The following is a 22,536-nucleotide window of genomic DNA, read 5'->3' on the forward strand; positions in this document are numbered from 1 at the left end:
AGATGATCTAAATGTAATTCAAAATTGGTGAGAAGGCTTTGATCTTTAATGAACAACGATCCTGTTTTAAAAATGATTGCCCATTTACAAGCAGCCAAAATATTATATTTGGTACAGCCCTGGCACACTTACAGATTTTTAAAGTACGTACAGCTGAAAAGTAAATTATTAGTTGGAGTTTATTTTTTAAAAAATAGCTATGAATAATTCGCACAGAGATTTTATTAGCAATACAGCTAAAGGCGGCGCCGCTGTTTCTTTCGGAGCTATTCTTCGGGGCTTTGCTCCAAAAAGTTATGGAAATATAATTGGTGCAAACGATCGTATTACCGTTGCAAGTAGGGGGGTAAACAGTCGGGGCCTGGCAGTAGGAACTAATTTTACCGGCAGCCGTTGCGTCGCACCCTTGTACAGTTTTCTCTTTATTCATCCCATCGCAACGGTAAAAGTTCTTTTCGCTATAAATAGTAATATATGCCAGTATCATTAGATGCACCAATCAAAACGGTACAAGTATCAACTTCGGCTGTTGCACATAAGCCTGAGCTTGCCGTTACCCAACGGCTCTATTCGTTAGACGCCCTCCGGGGTTTTGACATGGTATGGATTATGGGCGCAGAAGAAATTTTTCATGAGCTTGCAAAGGCAACAGGGTATCCTTTTTGGGGAGCAATATCAAACCAGTTCACACATCCCGCATGGAACGGCTTTCACATTTATGATTTAATCTTTCCTCTTTTTCTTTTTCTGGCCGGCGTATCTACACCTTACTCCGTAGGGCGTGAATTGGAAAAAGGCAAGAGCCGCCAGCAGTTAATGATGAGGGTGATAAAGCGTGGTCTCATACTCGTCATTCTGGGAATGATCTATAATAACGGGTTACAAATAAGACCCCTATCCGACTTCCGTATTTCAAGTGTGTTGGGTAGAATTGGTATTGCCTATATGCTTGCTAACATTATTTATCTCTATGCAAAACAAAGGGCCCAGGTAATATGGTTTGCTGCACTACTAGTCGGCTACTGGTTAATTCTGAAGCTTACTTCGGCACCTGGTTTTCTACCCGGTGATCTTACCATGGAAGGCAACTTTGCCTCTTATGTTGACAGAACAATATTGCCCGGAAAACTTTCTTTACGCATCCACGACACAGTTGGCTTCTTTAATAATATCCCTGCAATCAGCACCGCTTTGGCCGGAATATTAGCAGGAAGTTTCCTGAAAAATAGTCAGGTAAACGGATCAAAAAAGGCGCTCTGGCTAGCTGGCTTTGGAGTTATTTCATTAATTCTTGCCCAACTCTGGAACCTTGATTTTCCTATCAATAAAAATATGTGGTCAAGCTCGTTTGTATTGCATACCACAGGTCTAAGTCTGCTTTTATTATCGGTGTTTTATTACGTCATCGATGTACTGGGCTATAAAAGTTGGGCCTTCTTCTTTAAAGTAATCGGAATGAACTCCATCCTCATTTACATCTCCGGCAAATTCATTAACTGGAATTACACAACAAATGGATTTTTTAAATGGCTTGACCAATTGGTAGGAAATCCTTTTAACGCTGTAGTAATGGCTGTGTGCATTGTAATGATAAAGTGGCTTTTTCTTTATGTGCTATATAAAAAGAAAATATTCCTGAGAGTGTAATTCAAATTTTTCTCAAAAAGCTGGAAGCTACAGGGTTTAGGATAACGGTGTTTAGTTAAGATGTTTAGAAAGAAAGAAGTAGTGCGTCATTGCCAGGAACAAAGCAATCAACTGCCTACATAATTCATTTGTTTACTAAAGCAGGTTGCTTCGTGGTTCCTCCTTGCAAAAACGGTGCATTCGGTACTTAACTAAATGACATCGGGGTATAGGCCAGCTTCACTTAACACCATTTACAGTTTTTTACTTTTACCTGGCCCCAGCTTCACGAAAGGCCGGATCTTGTTTTAACATTACTTCTCAGCTGGCATACTCTCAACCATCTTAGTTACCGCTTCATCACCAATAATTGCATAAGCAGGACGAATATGTTCCTTATTAAAAACCTGTAATTTTTCAGGTGTTTCCACAGTTACAAAACTTTCATTTATCTCACCATTTTCGTTTGATACTTTACCGAGCGAAAGTTTCAGATGCTTCGCCAGGAAAGTATATGCGCCCTTTCTTTTATTGATACCATAATCATGTCCTTCATCAGCAAGGTGAATGTTTTCAATATTTCCGTCCTTACCATAAAAACGATAGATGTTTTTGATATACGGATATTCTAGAACCGCATTATTTTTTGTCCAATCCTTACCGTCCGAGATTAACAGCATCGGACGTGGAGCAGCTAATGCAGCTATTTCCACGTTGCTGGTTTGAAAATCCTTACTCTTATGGATAGCTAATCCGCTTTCACATACACAACCTCCAAAAAAATGGGCCGAAACCATTACTACCGGTACTGAAACAGCAATTCGTTTATCAAGCGCTGTAAGCAGTATTGTTTGCGTTCCTCCACCTGATTCTCCAGTTACAGCAATCCTGCTTTTGTCCACTGCGGGCAACGAAAGTAGGTAGTCAATTGCACGCATATTATTATGCGTTTGCAACGAAAGGCTGTAAGGATGTTTATGAGAAGATTGTGTAGCATCTCCATATCCAACCATGTCAATCGCCAATACCACGGCACCCATCCGGGCTAAGGTGGCGCAACGCTTTTGTACGTATTCCTGGTAGCGCGCATCAGGAAAGTGTCCATGAACAGCAAGGATAGCAGGATACGAAGTTTGTGTGTCAACGGGACGAAACAAATTGCCTGTTACAAAGAAGCCAGGCAAACTTTCAAACGATACATTTTCAACAGTATAACCATCATATGTTCGCTTACTATTGGCAACAGGTTTTAAAGGGGTGTTTTTAGGAAATTTACTAAGTCCGGCACCGGTAATAATTTTTTGCCTGATGCGCTCTGCTCTTGTTTCCCATGTTTTCTTATTATGGTATGTTGAAGCAAACCTTTCAAGGGAGGCTTTTCCTTCAGCTTCAGTAAAATAAGCTCCACGGCAAAGAAGCGTTGTGTCAGTAATTTGACCAATGACTCTGTAAGAGAGTAAGCTGTTTAGACAGACAAGTAACAACAACAAGAGAGATTTTTTATTATTCATTGAATAAAAGAATTAGAAAGCACAGTTTAAATAAAAGTAAATACCGCAACCGGATTAGGAAGAGAGGTGCTCTCTTCCTAATCCGAAAAGTTAGTATAAACTTTCTATTCTTTAGACTTGGAATAGTATTACAACAAAAACATAAAAGTAGCGGAGAAATTACCGTAAAGAAATGGGCAAGAAGTACAAGAAAGTCTAAGCAGAAACCTTACTCTTTGTGTCCCGGAAAAACTTCATGGGCACCCACAACATACCAAAGCATTCACCCTCTTCCTTTTCCAAATGTTTGTGGTGCACCTTATGTGCGCGGCGAATAGCTTTAAAATAAGTATGGTTGGTATTACGAAAATATTTGAACCGCTGGTGAATAAATATTTCGTGCACCAGGAAATAAGTGAAGCCGTATAACGTGATGCCTAGTCCGATAAAGAAAAGAAAACTATAGTTGTCCTCCATTCCAAAATATAAAGCAGTGATTCCCGGTAAAGCAAAAATTAAAAAAAAGAAATCGTTCCTTTCAAAGAAACCGTACGAATCCTTTTTATGATGGTCTTTATGGAGTTTCCACAAAAGGCCGTGCATAATATATTTATGGGTAAACCATGCAACTGCTTCCATTGCTATAAAAGCTGCCAGTGTAATAAGTATGTTTTTAATGACCAACTCCATAATTGTCTATATTATTTAAACTTGCGCCATAATAATCATTATTGGTAAAGTTAATTGAAATGGTAAAAGAACGTTTCTTCAAGCATTCCTCACCACCAACTCTTCCTCCTCACATCGGGTTCTTTCCTGCTCACCGTCTAACAATTTCTCCGCTGTTTTGTTTTTATAGAACTGCATGTTTAACAAATCTGCTATCGTTGTCTCAAATTGTGCGTTTGCTTCCAGTATTCTATTTTTAATAGCAGTGAACTCCTTGGCGTTTTTCTTTTCTATCCATTCCTCTATTACTGCAAAATAATCTGGGGCATTATGAATCTCATCAAGGCTCTTACCTAAATCCACCCTTTCTACACCATCCACGTTATATTCCTGCTCCACATGCGAGGTTTTACATAAAACAGGTATACCATGACTCAATGCCTGGTAAATGGTTCCGTTACCACCATGGCAAATAACAAGATCAATAAAGTCAAATAGTCGTTTATTGTTAATAAACGAATACGAGAACACGTTCGTTCCGTTGATGATCTTTTCCATATCGCCGGCCGTCACAATATTGTATTTTTTATATTCTTCGTTATTTAAGAAACTCACTTCGTTCCAGTTACCTGTACTTCCCATGCTTACGTACAAAGTCTTTCTGCCAGGTATCAGCTTTTCTATTATATCAGCTGAGTCATTGGTTGCCTCATGAAATAGCGGGGGTACGATCAGATAATTTGAGGGCAAATTCTTTTGGGGAAACAAATCAGGAAGGTCACACACCAGGTTTGCATTGCCTTCCAACTCCTCCATATATGAACGCTTTGCAAATAGCTTTTCCCGTCTGCGTATCTTGTTAAAGGAACGGTGCATGTCCTCAAAAAATAACTGCTCGCCAATGTTAGTAAAATATTCAAGCAGGGAGGGTGGTAATAAATTAAACAGTTTGTAAAGCCGGTACTTTTTGGGCATTCGTCGCACATAAGCATAATACTTGCTCATGTAGCCGTTGATGATTGAGAAGTAATAAACACCGGTTTTTTCAGCGGCCATTCGTAACGTTGGAGCCATGTCTCCTAAGACTGCTGCCGGTTGTAATTCGCGAAGCACTTTTACCTGGTCGTTGTATATAAAATTTAAATCGCTTTCATTCAGCCACGAGAAGTTGAATGATTGTATACACTTTTGCACCTTTTCAGCATTTAAAGCCGCACAATCAAAAGTTTCAAAACCTGCATCTTTAATATATGGATGAAACCTTGCCGAATAAACAAACCGAATATCAAAATGCGGCATTAGATATTTACAAAGCTGCAGACACCTCAGGTAGTGCGCCATCACGTTGTATGGAAACACAAGTAACAGGGGTTTGGGGTAGCGCTGAACGTTCTGCATTATTCCTCTTTATATCACCATTAATTTTGTAACAAGGAAGTATAACAAATTATATGCTTAAAAGTTTGAATATTTGACTTCAATAGATTTTTTGAAATATGAAGACACCCCTTTGCTTTACTGCCATTCTCTGCCTCGTTTCTATTGTTGCTGTGGGTCAAAACCGGATAGTGGCCGAGATTAGTAATTTTAAAAATGATAAAGGCGTGTGCAGGGCATGCCTCTTTAATAACCCTGCATCTTTTAAGGGCGAGAGTGGCGAGCCTTTTAAATGTATTGCTATACCTGTCAAAAATCTTACTGCCAACGCAGTCTTTAATGTACCCGCTGGTACATATGCCCTGTTTATTTTTCACGACGCAAATAGCAATAATAAGATAGATAAAAATTTTATTGGCATTCCAAAGGAAGGTTACGGCGCTTCTAAAAATAAGCTGCCTTTTGCAGGCGCTCCTACATACGACGAAAACAAATTTTTGGTTGAGGATAGGGCTACCGTAAGACTCCAGGTGAAAATCAGAAATCTATAAAATCGCCGCGAGTAATTTGCCCTCTGATTTCCGCCATTTTTTTTTGAAGCCAGCAGTAGCAAAAAAGTCGTCTTTCGTTGCGTCGCACACTTGTACAATTGTTTTTTTATTTAGCTACAAAAAGAAATAAATACTTTAGTTCGTAAATAGAGATTTATGCAGGTTAAAACATTTCTGCTTGTTTTTATGCTTCCATGCTTGTTAGCCTTGACGGGATGCGTAACACAATCGCAGTTAGGAAAAACAGGTGAAAGAGATGGATATAAACTTGTATGGTTCGATGAGTTTAATCAACGGGGCGCACCCGATACAACCCGATGGCGATACGAAAAAGGGTTTACCCGCAACGAAGAAATGCAATGGTACCAGGAACAAAATGTTATTTGCGAAAAAGGAATATTAATCATAGAAGGTCGTAAAGAATTAAAGCCTAATCCCAGGTACGAGGCGGGCAGCAATGACTGGAGAAGGAACCGCCGGAACATCGAATACACCTCATCAAGTATAAATACTTCAGGTAAGCATTCGTGGAAATATGGTCGTTTTATCATGAGAGGAAGAATAGACATTAGCGCCGGTCTTTGGCCTGCCTGGTGGACGCTGGGTGTTTCCGGACGTTGGCCTGCCAACGGTGAAATAGACATCATGGAATATTACAGAAAAAAATTATTGGCCAACGTAGCCTGTATTGGTCCTGACAAAAAAGCAGAGTGGTATAGCAATACATTTTCAATCGACTCAGTTGGTGGCAATAAATGGGCTTCAAAGTTTCATACCTGGCGAATGGATTGGGACGAAAATGCAATAGCACTTTATTTGGATGACCAACTGTTAAACAAGGTGGAGCTAACTAAACTTGTAAACAAAGATGGATCAGGAGTTAACCCGTTTAAACAACCACACTACATGCTGCTAAATTTAGCAATGGGCGGTATAAATGGCGGTGATTTAAGTAATACAAAATTTCCAAACAAGTTCGAGGTGGATTATGTTAGGGTTTACCAAAAACAGTGAAAAGTCTTATTTTCAAGAGCATCGATAAAATCAGTCAAACTAAATGTCACCAAATAAAAGAATATACCTCGCAGCTATTATTGCTCCTGTTTTTTTGTTTTCAATAAATGGTATATCTCAAAAATCAACTTCCCGTAAAATGATTTCAGACAATACGACCGAAGAAGTAATAACCGATAACAAGCTTGTCATTTATCAAATGTTGGTAAGGCTGTTTGGAAATAAAAACGCCACAAATAAGTTTTACGGTTCTAAAGAAGAAAACGGAGTTGGAAAGTTTAATGACATTGACGACAAAGCGCTTGATGAGCTCAAAAAGCTTGGCGCTTCTCATATCTGGTACACCGGCGTTATTGAACATGCTACCATGACCGATTACACTGCCTTCGGTATTAGGTACGATGACCCTGATATAGTAAAAGGCCGGGCCGGCTCTCCGTATGCAGTAAAAGATTATTACGATGTTGATCCCGATTTGGCGGTCGATGTAAAAAACAGGATGTTCGAATACGAGGCATTAATTAAACGAACACATGCACATGGGTTGAAAGTTATAATGGACTTTGTTCCTAATCACGTTGCCCGCACCTACAACTCCGATGCAAGACCTGCCGGGGTAAAAGATTTTGGCGAAGACGATGATAAGACAAAACCGTTTTTCCCTACGAACGATTTCTATTACATCGCCCCGCAACATCTTATAGTACCGGAGGGTGTAGATGCAGGCGGACTAAATTTTCGCCATCCGATGAAAGACGGCAAATTTGATGAAAACCCTGCTAAAGCAACAGGCAACGATGTATTTTCTCCAAAACCTTCTATCAACGACTGGTACGAAACAATTAAGCTCAATTATGGCGTAGACTACCAGGGTGGTAAGAAAACTTATTTCAATCCTGTGGCACCGGTCTGGATTAAAATGAGAGATATACTGGCTTTTTGGGCAAAGAAAAATATCGACGGATTTAGGTGTGATGTAGCCGAAATGGTTCCGGTAGAGTTTTGGAATTGGGTTGTTCCGCAGGTTAAAAAAATAAATCCAAAAATTGTTTTTATCGGCGAAGCATATAATCCCGCTCAATTCAAGAACTACTTTACTGCCGGTAAATTTGATTTTCTGTACGACAAGGTGGGTTTGTACGACGCACTCAAAAGGTTAATTAAGGATGAACCAAATGCAGATGTAAAGGACATAACACATGTTTGGAAAGAGGAAAGCCGCGGCTTCTCATCTCAAATGCTTCGCTTTCTTGAAAACCACGACGAAGAACGAATTGCATCAGACGGGTTTGCTAAAGATGCACGTTATGCAAAGCCGGCAATGGTAGTGTCAGCAACACTGGGAAGCGGTCCGGTAATGATTTATTCCGGACAGGAAGTAGGAGAGCCGGGTAGGGGAAAGGCGGGTTTTGCAGGCGAAAATAATCGCACTACTATATTCGACTACTGGGGTGTACCAAATCACCAGAAGTGGATGAATGATGGAAAATTTGATGGGGCGGGGCTAACAGACGAGCAAAAGGAGATTCGCCGTTTTTATTCCCAACTCCTCAATGTTTCTGCTACCACCAATGCCATTCGTTCCGGCAATTTTTATGAGTTACCACAGCCCGGTTTTAGCAATAAAAATTATGCTTATATACGTTATACATCAACTCAACGCGTGCTGGTTGTCGCAAATTTCGATAGAAATAAAGCAATTGAAACAAAAATTGTCCTACCGCATGGGCTAACAAAAATATTACAGCTTAGAAGCAACCAACCCTACACCCTCACTAACTTAACAACCCATAAGGTCTACCATGTAAAAAATATCGATGATGGAATTGAGATTAAAGTGCCCCCTTCTGAAGCTGTTATCCTAAAGTTTTAGTCTAAGCAAAATTTTGTTCATTGCTTTCAATGTTTTTGAACGAGCTAATGCCCATAATCCAGCTTTTGTTGTGTCACTCCCTTGTACTTTGTTATCAATACTCATCGCGCACAGCTGATATTTGCTCATTGAGCGCGAACCGCTTAAGAAAGGCGGGTATTTGAAACGAACGTACAACGGCCAGAGGCTCCGGTAGTACAAGTATTGGGAGCGAACTCGTAAAAAAGTTTCAACAAACTTGTGTTTTTGGTTTGTTCAACTCGTGTATAACCTAAATTGCATCACCAAAGTGATAAGAATGAAAAAAATATGGAGTTTGCTGGTTGTCGTAGTAATTACAATAGTAGGTTGCAGCAAAAAAGAGGAAGCTTGCCCGTCCGTAAATGTTTCTGCTCCTGCTACAGAAGTAGCTACACTGAAAGCCTACCTCGATGCAAATAACATTAGTGCAACTGCTGATCCAAGAGGGTTTTTCTATACTATCACAACACCTGGGTCTGCTGCCAGGCCAACAGTATGTCAAACCGTGCAAGTAGCATATGTAGGTAAGTTTACTAACGGACAAACCTTTGATAGCAGTCCGAGTGCTGTCTTCTCTCTATCTGACCTTATCACTGGCTGGCAGGAGGGGATACCTCTTATCGGTACCGGTGGTAGTATCACTTTATATCTGCCCCCTTCTCTTGCCTATGGCAGCGGGGCTAGAGACGGTATACCTGCAAACTCTAATTTGATTTTTACAATTGATCTGAAAGCTTTCAGGTAGTTCAGGCATAGCCTTGTTTAATGGCAAATATTTCCTCCAAAATATTTCGCCCTCTACATACTATTACAGAACAGTGGCCGGCAACAGAGGCCGAACTTAAGTTTTACCTGCTTTTCATTACAACAATGTTTGGTCAACTCACTTTCTTTCGTATTCATAAAGGGGTTCAATTCTAGCTACTAATTAAACGATTTGAACCTTTAGAAGACGCAAAAACTCCTTTAAAATCTTTCCTGCTTTTTATTTTTCCCCGCGCACTAAGCCCCGGGAAGCCGAATGCATTATTAGTATTTATTAAATACATAGGAGGCTATAAGAAAAGCTCTTTTACGGCATCGGGTCCAACCTCAACTGAGAAAAACGGGGGTAATAATTCTATCTGCGACGTAAATAAACAATATTCCCTTTCTTAATAACGTTTCTACAAAAACTCAGTTTTTCCAAAAACTGGAAATATCCTTTTGAATCATGAGAAACGTCTGTAGAACACTTCTGCCAAACAAGCTCCTATGCTCCCCCGAAGCTAAAAGCTACTTCTTCAATCCTTCTATATCATCTGCAATAAAGTCTTTCTCAAAAGGAAATACAGCCGTACAATATTTCGTAAAAACAGCTTTTGCTAAAAAAAAATCTTGTTTTAAAGCCTTTTTTTTAATTGCCGTCATTGTTGGTTTTGTCATTTCCAATGCATCGGCACAACAATTAGGTAATTACCCTTTTACAGGGCTACTTCTAGCTAGTTGCCCTAATAATAATAACACAGCAAGCGGACAGGTTGCTAATGTAAGTTTTGGCAATTTTACAAACGCCGGAGGTACTTGCGTTGCCTCGCTGTCGGAGTTTGTAAATAAAGATTTAAATATAACAGCGAGTATATCGTTAGCTGACTACAACCAGTTTTCAGTAACAGCAAACAGTGGTTACCTTCTGAGGTTATCATCCCTGTCATTTACTCATCAAACAAGTGCAGACCCAGGCGGCGGCGTATTATCACAATGGGTATTACGGTCGAGTGTCGACAATTATGCAACTAATATAAGTTCGGGTAACACTGTAAAGGATGCAGCTACCGTTAGTAATATCAGTCTTCCTGCCGGTGTTTTTACAAATATTAGCAACGTCACTTTTCGTTTGTATGTCTTTACTATAGATAAAAAAGGTACAACGTGGATGAATGATAATGTGTCTGTAAGCGGATTGGTAGTTAAAATTCCTTCAAACCCTGCCAATCCTACATCAAACTCTCCTCAGTGTGCTAATCCCGGAGTAACCTTAACCCGGACTGGAGTACCTACAGGCAACGAAGTTTGGTATTGGCAGGCTACTGCGACCGGCACCAGCACTGCTAAACCTGAGCCCACCTGTACGGTTACGAGCTCAGGTACTTATTACATTCGTGCTTTAGATACAGTCTACAATATTTGGAGCACAGGTGCCGGTAGCAGGACAGTAACGATTACGCCGAATGTCGGCCCGCCTGTTTTCGGTGTAGGTGCCACTTCAACACGTTGTGAAGGAATTGGTACACTTAGTTATCCTGCTACAGCTGCCAATAGTACCGGCATCACTTATAGTTTGGACGCTACAAGTACCACAGGAGGAAATGTGATAAACGCAGTTACGGGAGATGTGACTTTTTCAGCTACCTGGTTTGGTCCATCTGTCATTACCGCAACGGCCAATGGTTGTAGTGGGCCAACAACAGCCACGTATACTGTTACTACCATAGCACCGGTAACAGTGCCGGTGTTTGTAAAAGGAGCGGGTTCTACCATTTGCCAGGCATCGGGGGCTGTTACTTATGTAGCTTCTGCATCCAATACCACCGGTATAACTTACAGCCTCGACGGGCCAAGTGTTACGGGTGGCAACAGCATTAATGCATCTACAGGTGTTGTAACATATGCAGCAGGTTGGAGTGGAACTTCAACGATTACAGCAAGTGCTGCAGGATGTAGCGGACCTCAAACCTCTACACATACAGTTACGATAACGCCAACGGTAGGTACGCCTGTATTTTCAGCGGGAGTAAGTTCTACCCGTTGTATTGGAGCTGAAATAATTACGTACAGTGCCTCTGCCGGCACCAATACCGGAATTACCTATAGCCTTGACTCTGCCAGTATTAGTAGCGGCAACTCTATTAATGCAGCTACGGGCGAAGTAACATTTACGGCTAGCTGGGTTGGTTCGACAATCATCACTGCAACTGCAACCGGTTGTAATGGTCCGAAAGCGTCTACGCATACGGTCACTACTAATGGAATTGTTACGGTTCCGGTTTTTGCATTGGGAGGAACTTCAACTCGTTGCCAGGGAGCAGGAACAACCACTTATACGTCATCAGCCAATTATACAACCGGTGTTACTTATATATTGGACGATGCAAGTCTTGCGGCAGGTAATACCATTGTAGCTTCTACGGGTGCAGTAACTTATGCTGCATCATGGATTGGGACTTCAGTTGTTACTGCAACAGCCGCAGGTTGTAATGGACCTACAACAGCCAGTCATACTGTTACGATCACCCCAACTGTAGGTGTGCCTGTATTTGATACTGGGTCTACATTAGTACGTTGCCAGGGAGCAGGCGTAGTAATGTATAATGCAACGGCCACCAATACTACGGGTATCACTTATACCTTAGATGCAGCCAGCACAACAGGCGGCAACAGTATTAATGCTTCCACGGGAGAGGTTACCTACGCCGCAGGCTGGAGTGGAACATCAACCATTACGGCAAGTGCAGCAGGTTGTAACGGACCAAAGACAGCTACACACACAGTAACAATTACGCCGACAGTTGGTACACCTGTATTTGCCATGGGAGCAACGTCAAGCCGCTGCCAGGCCGGAAGTTCAGTTACCTATACATCATCGGCTACCAATAACACAGGTATCACTTATAGTTTAGATGCTGCCAGTACAGCGGCAGGTAATACGATAGATACTGCAACGGGTACAGTTACTTATGATGCAGCCTGGTTGGGTACCTCAACAATCACAGCTACAGCAACAGGTTGTAACGGACCATCAAGCTCCAGTCATACAGTTACGACCAATGCCCCTGTAACAGTGCCGGTGTTCACAATAGGAGCGGGTTCTACCATTTGCCAGGCATCAGGAGCTGTTACTTATGTAGCTTCTGCATCCAATACCACCGGTATAACTTACAGCCTCGACGGGGCAAGTGTTACGGGTGGCAACAGCATTAATGCATCTACAGGTGTTGTAACATATGCAGCAGGTTGGAGTGGAACTTCAACGATTACAGCAAGTGCTGCAGGATGTTATGGACCTCAAACCTCTACACATACAGTTACGATAACGCCAACGGTAGGTACACCTGTATTTGCAAAGGGAGCAACATCAACCATATGCCAGGCTTCGGGGATTATAAATTATAGTTCAACTGCTACGACAACTACGGGTATCACTTATACCTTAAATGCCGCCAGTACTGCCGGGGGAAATACGATAGATGCAAACACAGGTGATGTAACTTATTCGCCAACATGGAGCGGAACAACAATTATTACAGCGAGTGCAGCAGGTTGTAACGGACCAAAGACTGCCACGCATACAGTAACGGTAACTGCCACAGTAGGAATCCCTGTATTTGCAAAAGGTGCCAGTTCTACTATTTGCCAGGCATCTCCGTCGGTTACTTATACCGCAACAGCAACCACCAATACGGGTATTACTTATACATTGGACGATTCGAGTCTTGCGGCAGGCAATACCATTGTAGCTTCTACGGGTGCAGTAACTTATGCTGCATCATGGATTGGCACTTCAGTTGTTACTGCAACAGCCACAGGTTGTAATGGACCTTCAACAGCCAGTCATACTGTTACCATCACCCCAACTGTAGGTGTGCCTGTATTTGATATTGGGTCTACATCGGTAAGATGCCAGGGAGCAGGCGTAGTAGGCTATAAGGCAACAGCAACCCATACTACGGGTATTACTTATACATTAAATGCAGCAAGCAGAACAGCAGGCAATAGCATTAATGCTTCCACGGGCGATGTTACCTACGCCGCAGGCTGGAGTGGAACATCCACCATCACGGCAAGTGCAGCAGGTTGTAACGGACCAAAGACAGCTACACATACAGTAACAATTACGCCTACAGTTGGTACACCTGTATTTGCCATGGGAGCAACGTCAACACGGTGTCAGGGGCCGGGTACAGTAACCTATACTGCTACCGCTACAACAACTACCGGAATTACTTATAGCCTGGACGCTGCAAATCTTGCAGGAGGTAATACTATCGACCCCGCAACAGGAACCGTAATTTACAGCAGCACCTGGAGTGGTACGACAAGAATTACAGCGAGCGCCGACGGTTGTAATGGACCTAAAACTGCCGTCCATACCGTAACTGTAACTGCAACTGTTGGTACACCCGTGTTTGCACTAGGCGCAACTTCAGTTCGTTGCCAGGGAGCTACAACAGTACCTTACACCGCAACCGCAACGGCAAACACTGGTATTACTTACACTCTCGATGCCGCCAGCGTAACAGGTGGGAATGCTATAAATGCAGCTACTGGAGCCGTAACTTATGCAGCTGCCTGGTCAGGAACATCCACGATTACAGCAAGTGCCACAGGTTGTAACGGACCAGTAACAAGTGCCCACACCGTTACAACTACTCCAACAGTTGGCACGCCAGTTTTTGCTATCGGAACAACTTCTACAAGATGCCAGGGAGCAGGAACAGTCGCCTATTCAGCATCAGCTACCAATACAACAGGCATCACTTATACATTAGATGCAACCAGCCGGGGTGCAGGTAATACTATTGTCTCTTCTACCGGCGATGTGACATACGCGGGCAATTGGAGCGGAACTTCTATTATAACTGCAAGTGCTGCAGGTTGTAACGGACCAAAGACCGTTACCCACACTGTTACGGTGACTGCCACTGTAGGAAAGCCGGCATTCACTTTAGGCGCAAACTCAACAAGGTGCCAGGGCGCGGGAACAGTTACTTACACTGCAACTGCCACTACGAATACTGGGATTACTTACAGTATTGACAATGCAAGCATTGCTGCCGGTAATACCATTAATGCTGCTACCGGTGTAGTAACTTATGTTGCTTCCTACACCGGGGTTACTGTTATTACTGCAACAGCCACCGGCTGTAACGGTCCTTCAGCTGCCAATCACTCAGCAAATGTTACCCCTACAGTCGGCTCGCCTGAGTTTGCTTCTGGTACAACCTCAATACGGTGCCAGGGAGCAGGACCTGTTACTTATACTGCTTCGGCTTCGAATACTACCGGTATTACTTACACGATTGATGCAGCCAGTTCTACAGGCGGCAATACCATAAATGTAAACACTGGTGCTGTTGTTTTTGCAGCAAGTTGGAAAGGAACAACTACGGTAACGGCAAGAGCTGCGGGTTGTAATGGTCCTTCGTCAAGTGTACATACAATTACAATTACACCTACTGTTGGAACGCCTGTTTTTGCAAAAGGAGCAACATCAACAATTTGCGAGGCATCGGGCGCTGTCACTTTTACAGCTTCCGCTACCAATTCTACCGGTATTACTTATAGCCTCGATGCTGCAAGCACTGCTGCGGGCAACACCATTGATCCTGCAACAGGAATGGTAACTTTTAATACTACCTGGAGCGGCACTTCCCAAATTTCTGCTGCGGCCAGTGGTTGTAACGGTCCCTCCAACGCAACCCATACAGTTACCATTACGCCTACAGTTGGGATACCAGTGTTTGCGCTTGGTGCAACTTCTGCCCGAACAGCTTCATCCGGAACAACCACGTACTCCGCATCGGCTACAAGTAGTACCGGGATATCTTATACTCTTGACTCATCCAGCACATTGGCGGGAAATTCAATCAATTCGACTACCGGCGCGGTTACTTTTAATGCCCTCTGGAGTGGAAGTACTTATATTACTGCAACAGCAACCGGATGTAACGGCCCTTCTTCGGGGACGCACATTGTTAATATCAACCCCACACAAGTAACCACCTCACTCTACTTGTCGGACCCCAACCAGGCTTTAGACAGAGTTGATCCTGTAAATACCAATGACTTGACTACCTCCCAAACCAGTACCTTATCAACGACAAATACCGCAGTTGCCTTAGACTATACAACTTCAGGATCGGGGCGTGGCGCTTCGGTAACAGTCTCCCATACTGTTGGTACAGGTACGGATCGTTTAATGCTCGTTGGTATTTCATATGCAAACACAAATAACCCCGCAATTCAATCAGTTACATTTGGGGGAGTGCCATTATCACTCGTAGGAACAGTAAGATCAGACGGAACAGAAACGGTGGCTATCTACCGGTTGTTAAGTCCGGCCTCCGGCGTAGCAAACGTGGTGGTCAATATGGCTCCGACAGCTATCAGTGGTGTAGTAGTGGGCGTTACATCTTACACTGGCGTAGATCAGGCTACTCCATTTAGTACCTATGCTTCCGCCAGCTCACAAAGCAGCCAAACAAATCCTTCACTGTCTGTCCCTTCAGCCGCCAATGAATTAGTATTTGCGATAGCAGGAGCCAACGGAGCTTTAACGTCGACTACGGGTACAAACATTTGGACAACCACGCAGACAAATATTAATGGTGCAGGAACAACCCAACCCGGCGCTGCAGGAAATGCAAACGTTACCTTTGGCCTGGCCGGTAATCAATCATCAAAGGCATGGGTTGCTGCCGGTATTTCCATCAAGCCTTCTAAAATCGTTACAACCACTACGTTTACCCAGGCACCTGCTTTATGTGGTCCGCTTACAGTAAAGGCCGGAACAATAACGGTAACAAACTATCTTGTTATTGCTAATGGCACCATGCCGGCTAATCCAACTATTACCGCAAATATTTCATATAATGGAACGACTCTTATTGAGCTTCCTAATCCCACATATAACAGTGAGACCGGAGTTTTGAAATTTGTGGGAAGCCTTCCTGCTGACGTAACAATAGCTGCAGGACAGGCAATATCATTAACTCTTACGACCAACCAGGCAGGTGTAGGGTTTAAAGTAGAGTATGATAGTAAAGTTGCTCCATCTAAAATTGATTTTCCTGTTTCAAGCTTCATAGGAACTACCGGTATGGCTGTTTACAAAGTGCCCAATCCCGGCGGTACGCCTATTATTAGCGAGGTAAGTGGCAATACTGTTTACGTAAGAACAACGGTAAGTAATCCCTTTGGTTTAGATGACATTACCGGCTTTACCCTTGCCATTACGCCTCCCGGAAGTAGTGTTACCCCTGCCGTTGTGGCAACTTCGGGCTGTTCTCAAACGTATGAGTATGCTTGGACTACTCCAATGATTTCGGGCAATATAAACCTCGCTGCTACTGCTAAACAAGGTTTTGAAAACACCGTATCAAGTGTGCAGGCCATGAACTTTGCACTTTGTTCTTCTTGTCCGCCCGTGGCTATAAATGACTCTGCTACAGGAGCAGGCGGTGCACCATTACAGATTGATGTACTTGCAAACGACTATGATCCTAACAATAACATCAATGTCTCATCTCTTCGTGTTATAGACGAACCCAGAAACGGTACGGTGTTCGTTTCTAAAGGCTTGCTTGTGTACGTGCCAAACGGATCTTATGCTGGTAATGATACCATTACCTACCAGATTTGCGACAGCACCATGCCAACCGCACTGTGTACCACAGCACAGGTTGTTGTTACCATAAATCCCCTTTTCATCGATCCGTGCTCTGAGGCAAATTTGAGCCACCTGTATTACATTACCTATCCTGAAGATGATGTACGAAGGGCATTAATAGCCTCCAGCGCTCCGGGGTTTCTTCCCATGCCAAGTAATAATATCCGTACGATTATTAGTCTAAAAATGCCGTATCCAAGCATGATTGTTTCGTGGGATCATTGGGAGGACGGGTATGAACCGGATTTATTGAATCCAAGCCAGAATACAACCCAGGTTTGGGGCGATGGTAATCCTTATAACGGTATTGCCCCCGGATACTCCGATGACATTATACCTGCCGGCGGAAGTATTGTTTTTGACAATACAATTCCTTCGTTTCCTCGGAATCCTGCAAATATTTTCTACGATGGTAGAGACAAGATCGAGTCGTCTGGACAGATTGCTGTGACCCAGGTTTGCGGCGAACCTTCAAGGTTAGGAGTGCAGGCGATGAAAACAAACGTAACATCTACATCCGATTTTGGTCAGGCTTTTACCATTCCTGCAGGTCAGAATTTTCCAAGCAGGGATTTCGCTTATACTGCCTTGTTTGTACGATCTGCATCGAATAATAATATTATCAACATTGACAAGGATAACGACGGAACATTTGAAACCTCCGACACACTAAGCGAAGGGCAGTCTCTCCTTGTAAATGGAAACGTATTATCAGGTGCAACATTGGTAAGTACAGATCTTGTAGGGGTCGATCTTCATTTTGGTGGTATCGATGGCTTTTCTTCAAGGGAAGTGCCTATTTATCCTGCAACCTGGTATTCAAATGTCTACTATACGCCGGTACCGACAACTTTGTCACCCGATTCTTCTGTTGTAATGTTGTATAATAGTCTTAGCCGTCCTATTAACATAACCTGGACCCGGGGAAATAATACCACGGGAGTGATAAATCTACCGGCGAAAACGGTGAAACGCTTTCCGCTAGGCCTATCTGCAACGGCTGCTTATAAATTTGTAAACCCAACTAAGGAGGCGTTCACTGCAATTGAGATTGTAGACTCCTATACGCCGGGCTATTCAGGTGCCGCGGGTCAAAACGAGGGTTCCACCTTTGATTGGGCCTTTAACCTGATTGCCGAGGCACGATTAACCACCTTTGCCACCATTGCATGGGCCCCTGGATCAACTGATGGAACAACAAATGATAATCCTCTATGGGTAACGCCTGCAAATAATACTACTGTTTATGTAAGATATAACGGCGATATTCAGAACGGAGCTCTTACTAGTCCTTGTGGGTTAAAGTATGATGTTGCTTATACTTTGAATGCTTTAAACTACAGAAAACTTTTCGACACGGATAATGACCAGAGCGGCCTCGCTGTGTATACCTGCGACGGAACAAAAATCGCTGCTGTGTATGGAGAAGATCCTGCCAGTGCAAACCCGGCAAATCCAAGTTGGGATGTGGGTACTACTATTCAACCTTTTTGTGCCGTTAAACTAATTTTTGCCAACGATGACTACGGGTATACACTTGTTGATAAATCAGTAACAATTCCGGTTTTGAAGAATGATGCTTCGTTCCTGGCCGTGCTAGACCCTGCTACAGTTACTACCGATGGGTTGTTGCAACCGAAACACGGAACGGTATCTGTAAATGCGAACGGTACTCTGCTATACACACCGGAGGCTGGATTCGTGGGATTAGATACTTTGGAATATAATGTATGCTCAACCCCTTCTCCTATAAAGTGTGATATTGCAACTGTCTTTATCAAAGTCGCATTTTGTCCCACTCCCGCTAACCAGAATATTATTTCGGGAATGGTATTTCTTGACAGGAGTAAAGACGGGATAAACAACGACGGCAATTTAGGTGTACCGGGCACAAAAGTGTATCTGTACACCGATGCAAACTGCAATGCCACGATTGATGTAAACGAGATTACAGACTCGGTGGTTGTAGACAATTCTGGTTCGTATCAGTTTATTACTTATCCCGAACGAACGATTGCTGATGATTTTGATAATGGCGCTGGTGGAACCACCTGTGCTACCGGTAACGATGGAAATACGCCATGGGTAGGACCGTGGACAGATAAGGGAGATCCATCTGTAGGATTTTGTGTAGACCCGGCCCAAACGTATGCAAACACAAACGTTGAATTAGTAAAGGACGGTATAAGCAATAGTTATGCGATCAGGTTAAAAAATCCAAGTGCGTCGGCAACAAGGATTATTAACCTTAGTGGAGCTTCGGCGGCGTTTTTAAGCTTTTCTTACCGAAGAGCCGCAACCACCCTTACAGCCGGGCAAAATATTATTGTACAGGCTTCTAAAGATGGAAGCGTATTTGCAACAGTTTATACAATTTTAGGAGATGGAACCCGGGACGCTAAATATGTAAACGTGTTCAACCAGGACATTACCGCTTTTGCTACCTCTAATACTTATATCCGGTTTTTAACCAATCCGGGGGTAGGAAATACTGATACTGTTTATATCGATAACATTTCGATCAGCTATTTAAAATATCCTATCTGTTATATCACTGCAATTTCAAATGCTTCGGTTTTGCCAAATTACTATACCACCACTATTACAAAGCACAATTTCTCGGCCATTACAGGAGGAAGTTGTCTAAATCCATTCGATTTTGGTATAGCTAAAAAGAGCATCACTGTTAATGGTACCTTATATCACGATGTGAATGGTGTAACAGATGGCGTAATTAATGGAACGTCCCTTGGTTCTCCCGCTGGTGCTACTCTCTATGCTTACCTCGTTGACACATTGGGAAAAGTTGCGTTTAGAACAACAGTAAATAACACTACTGGTGCATATACTTTTCCACTTGCTGATGTATTTGAAAAGTATAAACTAGTGCTTTCTACCAGTAATGTCGCACTTTATGCTACAGCGCCTGCTTCTGCTGATTTACCGGTAGGATGGGCAAGCGTGGGTGATGGTTTTGGAACAAGTAATGGTGCAGGAACAGGAAACAAAACAGGTGTTCCTACTTCATCCATTTCAGTAAATACTGGCAGCCTCAATATTACGGGTGTTAATTTTGGTATTGAACAAGCCCCCAGCCCTGGTAGTGGTACTTTTACAGCAGTAAATCCTGGCAGCACAATCAGTTTCCCCGTTCCGCCAATCGCTTTTGTTAATACCGGAATTGGTAGTGATCCTTCCCCCGGTATAATTAAGAACATTCGTTTGGCAACTTTTCCAAATAACGCAACTTCAATTACAATCAATAGCATTCCTTATACCGGTGCAACATTTCCTCCCGGGGGAGTAGTTATTACTGCTACAGTAACAGGGCAACCTACCATGCCAGTAGCTGTAGACCCGATTGATGGAACAAAAAAGGTGATCGTTACCTACTATACAGTTGATGATGCAGGTGTGTCGTCAGCAGCCGCTGGATCAGTTACGCTGAAGTTTTTAGCAGACCTTGACCGTGACGGTATAGAGGATACAAAGGATATTGATGACGACAACGATGGTATACCAGATGTAGTTGAGATTTGTGGCAATGGAGCAACCGGTTTTGGTTGCCTTGCAGGCGCCACCGACCCTTCAGCCGATAATGATGATGATGGTATTTTAAATTACCAGGATTTTAAATATGGTGTACTCAATTCTAATGGAGCTGTTGCGATACTAGACGCAGATGGCGACGGAACACCGGATTACCTGGATAGTGATAGTGATAATGATGGCATACCAGACGTTGTTGAATCGGGGGGCGCCGACTCTGATGGAGACGGTATTATAGATAGTTATACTGATACCGATGCTGATGGACTTTCTCAGAATGTGGATGGTAGTAATACAGGCGCAGCCGGCTCGGGAAATGGTTTGGGTAACTGGGATTTTGACGGAGATGGGGTTGCAAACCGCCTTGATCTTGATAGCGATAATGATGGTATTTCGGATATCGTGGAAGTATGTGCACCAGACGTAAACAATGACGGACGGGTAGACGGTTTCTTTGATGCCAATGGTAATGGATTTAGTGATGACTTTGAGATGGCAGGTGCGTTGTTAAAAACAAGTATAGACGTGTTAAGTAACGGAAGGCCTCAGAATTATCCTAATAAAAACACCGATGGCATCGGTTTGCCAAATCCTTATGATCTTGACTCTGATGGAGATGGCTTAACCGATGTGATAGAGGCGGGGATGCCGGCCTCTGTAGCTGTAAGCAATGGTATGGTATCAGGAGCACAAACCAACGGCTGGGCCACAAGTGTAAGCTCACTTTCAGCTTTAAACCTTAATAATACTGATTTGCGGGGGCAGCCCGACTTTATGGACATTGATAGTGACGATGACGGCATTTCCGATAATGTAGAAGGTCAGCCAACGGGAAGTTATGTTGTTCCCCATGATGCCGATACAGACAATGACGGGTTAGCCAATGTCTATGATATCAGCATAAATAGTTATGGCGGAGCAGGCATTTCACCTTATGATCATGACTACGATGGAGATCCCGATTATATCGACTTTGATACCGATAATGATGGTGCAGCTGATATTAATGAAGCGTCGAGAATATTCAATATTGATCAATCCAATATCAATTCTTTGGATACGGATGGCGATGGAATGTTGGACCAATTTGATTTTCTAAACATCAATTCACTTACTGTAGCAAATAAGTTTAAAAATGTCACAAACAGCCAAATGGGTGCAAATGGTGGGTGGAGCGGACCTACTCCGAGTGGTTCTGCAGTTCAATTAATTCGTTCTTTCCCGTCAGGGGATCGTGATTGGAGGGCAAGTTATGTTTTGCCACTACCCATACTGGAATTTTCAGGTATCCTCGAGAAGAATATTGCGAAGTTGAAATGGAAAGTAGAGAATGAGGAAGAAGTGAGAAACTATACACTCGAAAGAAGTAAAAACGGAATTAATTTTAGTCCCATCGACCAGTTTCTACCAAAGTATACAGCTTCTTCGACTTACTCTTATGACGATGACATAAGCACATATAATACTGATGTGGTTTATTACCGCGTGCAGCAAACTACAAAGAGTGGTCAGAAGAGTTACTCTAAGATCATCTCCTTTAAAAAGAGTCAGAAAGAGGCAATAACAATTAAGGTTTATCCAAATCCTGTAGTTAGTGGTTTTACTATCAATATTTCTTCTATAGAAAATCAGCATGCAGATATTTCAATATTGGATGGGTCTGGAAAGCTAGTGATAGAAAGAAACGTAGAGCTGCAAAAAGGAGCTAATTTGATAAGGATTTCTGAAACAAGCAAAATGCCGTCAGGCTTATATATGGTGGTGATTGCAATAAAAAAGGCAGTATACTTCGAAAAATTAATCAAACAGTAGTATATAGTCTTTTAGCAACGATATTGCTTACACCAGCGTTTGGGGCGCTACTAATTGTTTTTCCTTAAAAAGCTACCCCAAATGGTGCTTTTTAATCAAGACTTATGCTCCGTTATCGTCATCAGC

10 protein-coding genes are annotated in these 22,536 nt (G+C 42.8%); 7 read left to right on the forward strand and 3 right to left on the reverse strand.

Going from position 1 to position 22,536, the window contains the following annotated elements; genetic code table 11:
• Window positions 1-199: 199 nt before the first annotated feature.
• Entirely contained in the window at window positions 200-490 is a 291-nt protein-coding gene (locus tag JWR87_RS19850) for a hypothetical protein (RefSeq protein WP_297823578.1), read from the forward strand.
• The gene (locus JWR87_RS19855; protein ID WP_297823580.1) at window positions 475-1,647 is read left to right on the forward strand and encodes a DUF5009 domain-containing protein; all 1,173 of its coding nucleotides are present in this window, start codon (window positions 475-477) and stop codon (window positions 1,645-1,647) included. Before JWR87_RS19850 ends, JWR87_RS19855 begins: the two co-directional genes overlap by 16 nt.
• A gap of 293 nt (window positions 1,648-1,940) precedes the next feature.
• Here JWR87_RS19855 and JWR87_RS19860 read toward each other — a convergent pair whose 3' ends face one another.
• The 3 genes from JWR87_RS19860 to JWR87_RS19870 all read right to left on the reverse strand — a co-directional run bounded on the left by JWR87_RS19860 (window position 1,941) and on the right by JWR87_RS19870 (window position 5,183).
• Window positions 1,941-3,137 carry an acetylxylan esterase gene (locus tag JWR87_RS19860; protein WP_297823582.1) on the reverse strand — a complete coding sequence of 399 codons (1,197 nt, stop codon included), beginning with the start codon at window positions 3,135-3,137 and terminating at the stop codon, window positions 1,941-1,943.
• Between the two features lie 195 nt (window positions 3,138-3,332).
• Complete coding sequence (locus JWR87_RS19865) at window positions 3,333-3,806, reverse strand: sterol desaturase family protein (RefSeq protein WP_297823584.1); 474 nt, start codon at window positions 3,804-3,806, stop codon at window positions 3,333-3,335.
• Window positions 3,807-3,884: 78 nt separating this feature from the next.
• Window positions 3,885-5,183, reverse strand: coding sequence for a glycosyltransferase (locus JWR87_RS19870; RefSeq protein WP_297823586.1), 1,299 nt, complete (start codon window positions 5,181-5,183; stop codon window positions 3,885-3,887).
• Between the two features lie 98 nt (window positions 5,184-5,281).
• On the opposite strand from JWR87_RS19870, the gene JWR87_RS19875 reads away from it, so the two are divergent.
• The 5 genes from JWR87_RS19875 to JWR87_RS19895 all read left to right on the forward strand — a co-directional run bounded on the left by JWR87_RS19875 (window position 5,282) and on the right by JWR87_RS19895 (window position 22,410).
• Entirely contained in the window at window positions 5,282-5,713 is a 432-nt protein-coding gene (locus JWR87_RS19875) for a DUF2141 domain-containing protein (RefSeq protein ID WP_297823589.1), read from the forward strand.
• Between the two features lie 156 nt (window positions 5,714-5,869).
• A complete protein-coding gene (locus JWR87_RS19880) occupies window positions 5,870-6,727 on the forward strand; it encodes a glycoside hydrolase family 16 protein (protein ID WP_297823591.1) in 858 nt (285 codons plus the stop codon).
• 43 nt (window positions 6,728-6,770) lie between these two features.
• Window positions 6,771-8,600 carry an alpha-amylase family protein gene (locus JWR87_RS19885; RefSeq protein WP_297823593.1) on the forward strand — a complete coding sequence of 610 codons (1,830 nt, stop codon included), beginning with the start codon at window positions 6,771-6,773 and terminating at the stop codon, window positions 8,598-8,600.
• Window positions 8,601-8,898: 298 nt separating this feature from the next.
• Entirely contained in the window at window positions 8,899-9,366 is a 468-nt protein-coding gene (locus JWR87_RS19890; protein WP_297823595.1) for an FKBP-type peptidyl-prolyl cis-trans isomerase, read from the forward strand.
• A 468-nt stretch (window positions 9,367-9,834) separates the two neighbouring features.
• Entirely contained in the window at window positions 9,835-22,410 is a 12,576-nt protein-coding gene (locus JWR87_RS19895; protein ID WP_297823597.1) for an Ig-like domain-containing protein, read from the forward strand.
• Window positions 22,411-22,536: the final 126 nt, after the last annotated feature.

The sequence above is a fragment of the Segetibacter sp. genome (assembly GCF_025963695.1).
GTDB lineage: Bacteria > Bacteroidota > Bacteroidia > Chitinophagales > Chitinophagaceae > Segetibacter.

What these genes read in the sequence shown, in the direction of transcription:
- JWR87_RS19850 (WP_297823578.1), top strand. Translation starts at nt 200, where the DNA reads ATGAATAATTCGCACAGAGATTTTATTAGCAATACAGCTAAAGGCGGC.
- JWR87_RS19855 (WP_297823580.1), top strand. Translation starts at nt 475, where the DNA reads ATGCCAGTATCATTAGATGCACCAATCAAAACGGTACAAGTATCAACT.
- JWR87_RS19860 (WP_297823582.1), bottom strand. Translation starts at nt 3,137, where the DNA reads ATGAATAATAAAAAATCTCTCTTGTTGTTGTTACTTGTCTGTCTAAAC.
- JWR87_RS19865 (WP_297823584.1), bottom strand. Translation starts at nt 3,806, where the DNA reads ATGGAGTTGGTCATTAAAAACATACTTATTACACTGGCAGCTTTTATA.
- JWR87_RS19870 (WP_297823586.1), bottom strand. Translation starts at nt 5,183, where the DNA reads ATGCAGAACGTTCAGCGCTACCCCAAACCCCTGTTACTTGTGTTTCCA.
- JWR87_RS19875 (WP_297823589.1), top strand. Translation starts at nt 5,282, where the DNA reads ATGAAGACACCCCTTTGCTTTACTGCCATTCTCTGCCTCGTTTCTATT.
- JWR87_RS19880 (WP_297823591.1), top strand. Translation starts at nt 5,870, where the DNA reads ATGCAGGTTAAAACATTTCTGCTTGTTTTTATGCTTCCATGCTTGTTA.
- JWR87_RS19885 (WP_297823593.1), top strand. Translation starts at nt 6,771, where the DNA reads ATGTCACCAAATAAAAGAATATACCTCGCAGCTATTATTGCTCCTGTT.
- JWR87_RS19890 (WP_297823595.1), top strand. Translation starts at nt 8,899, where the DNA reads ATGAAAAAAATATGGAGTTTGCTGGTTGTCGTAGTAATTACAATAGTA.
- JWR87_RS19895 (WP_297823597.1), top strand. Translation starts at nt 9,835, where the DNA reads ATGAGAAACGTCTGTAGAACACTTCTGCCAAACAAGCTCCTATGCTCC.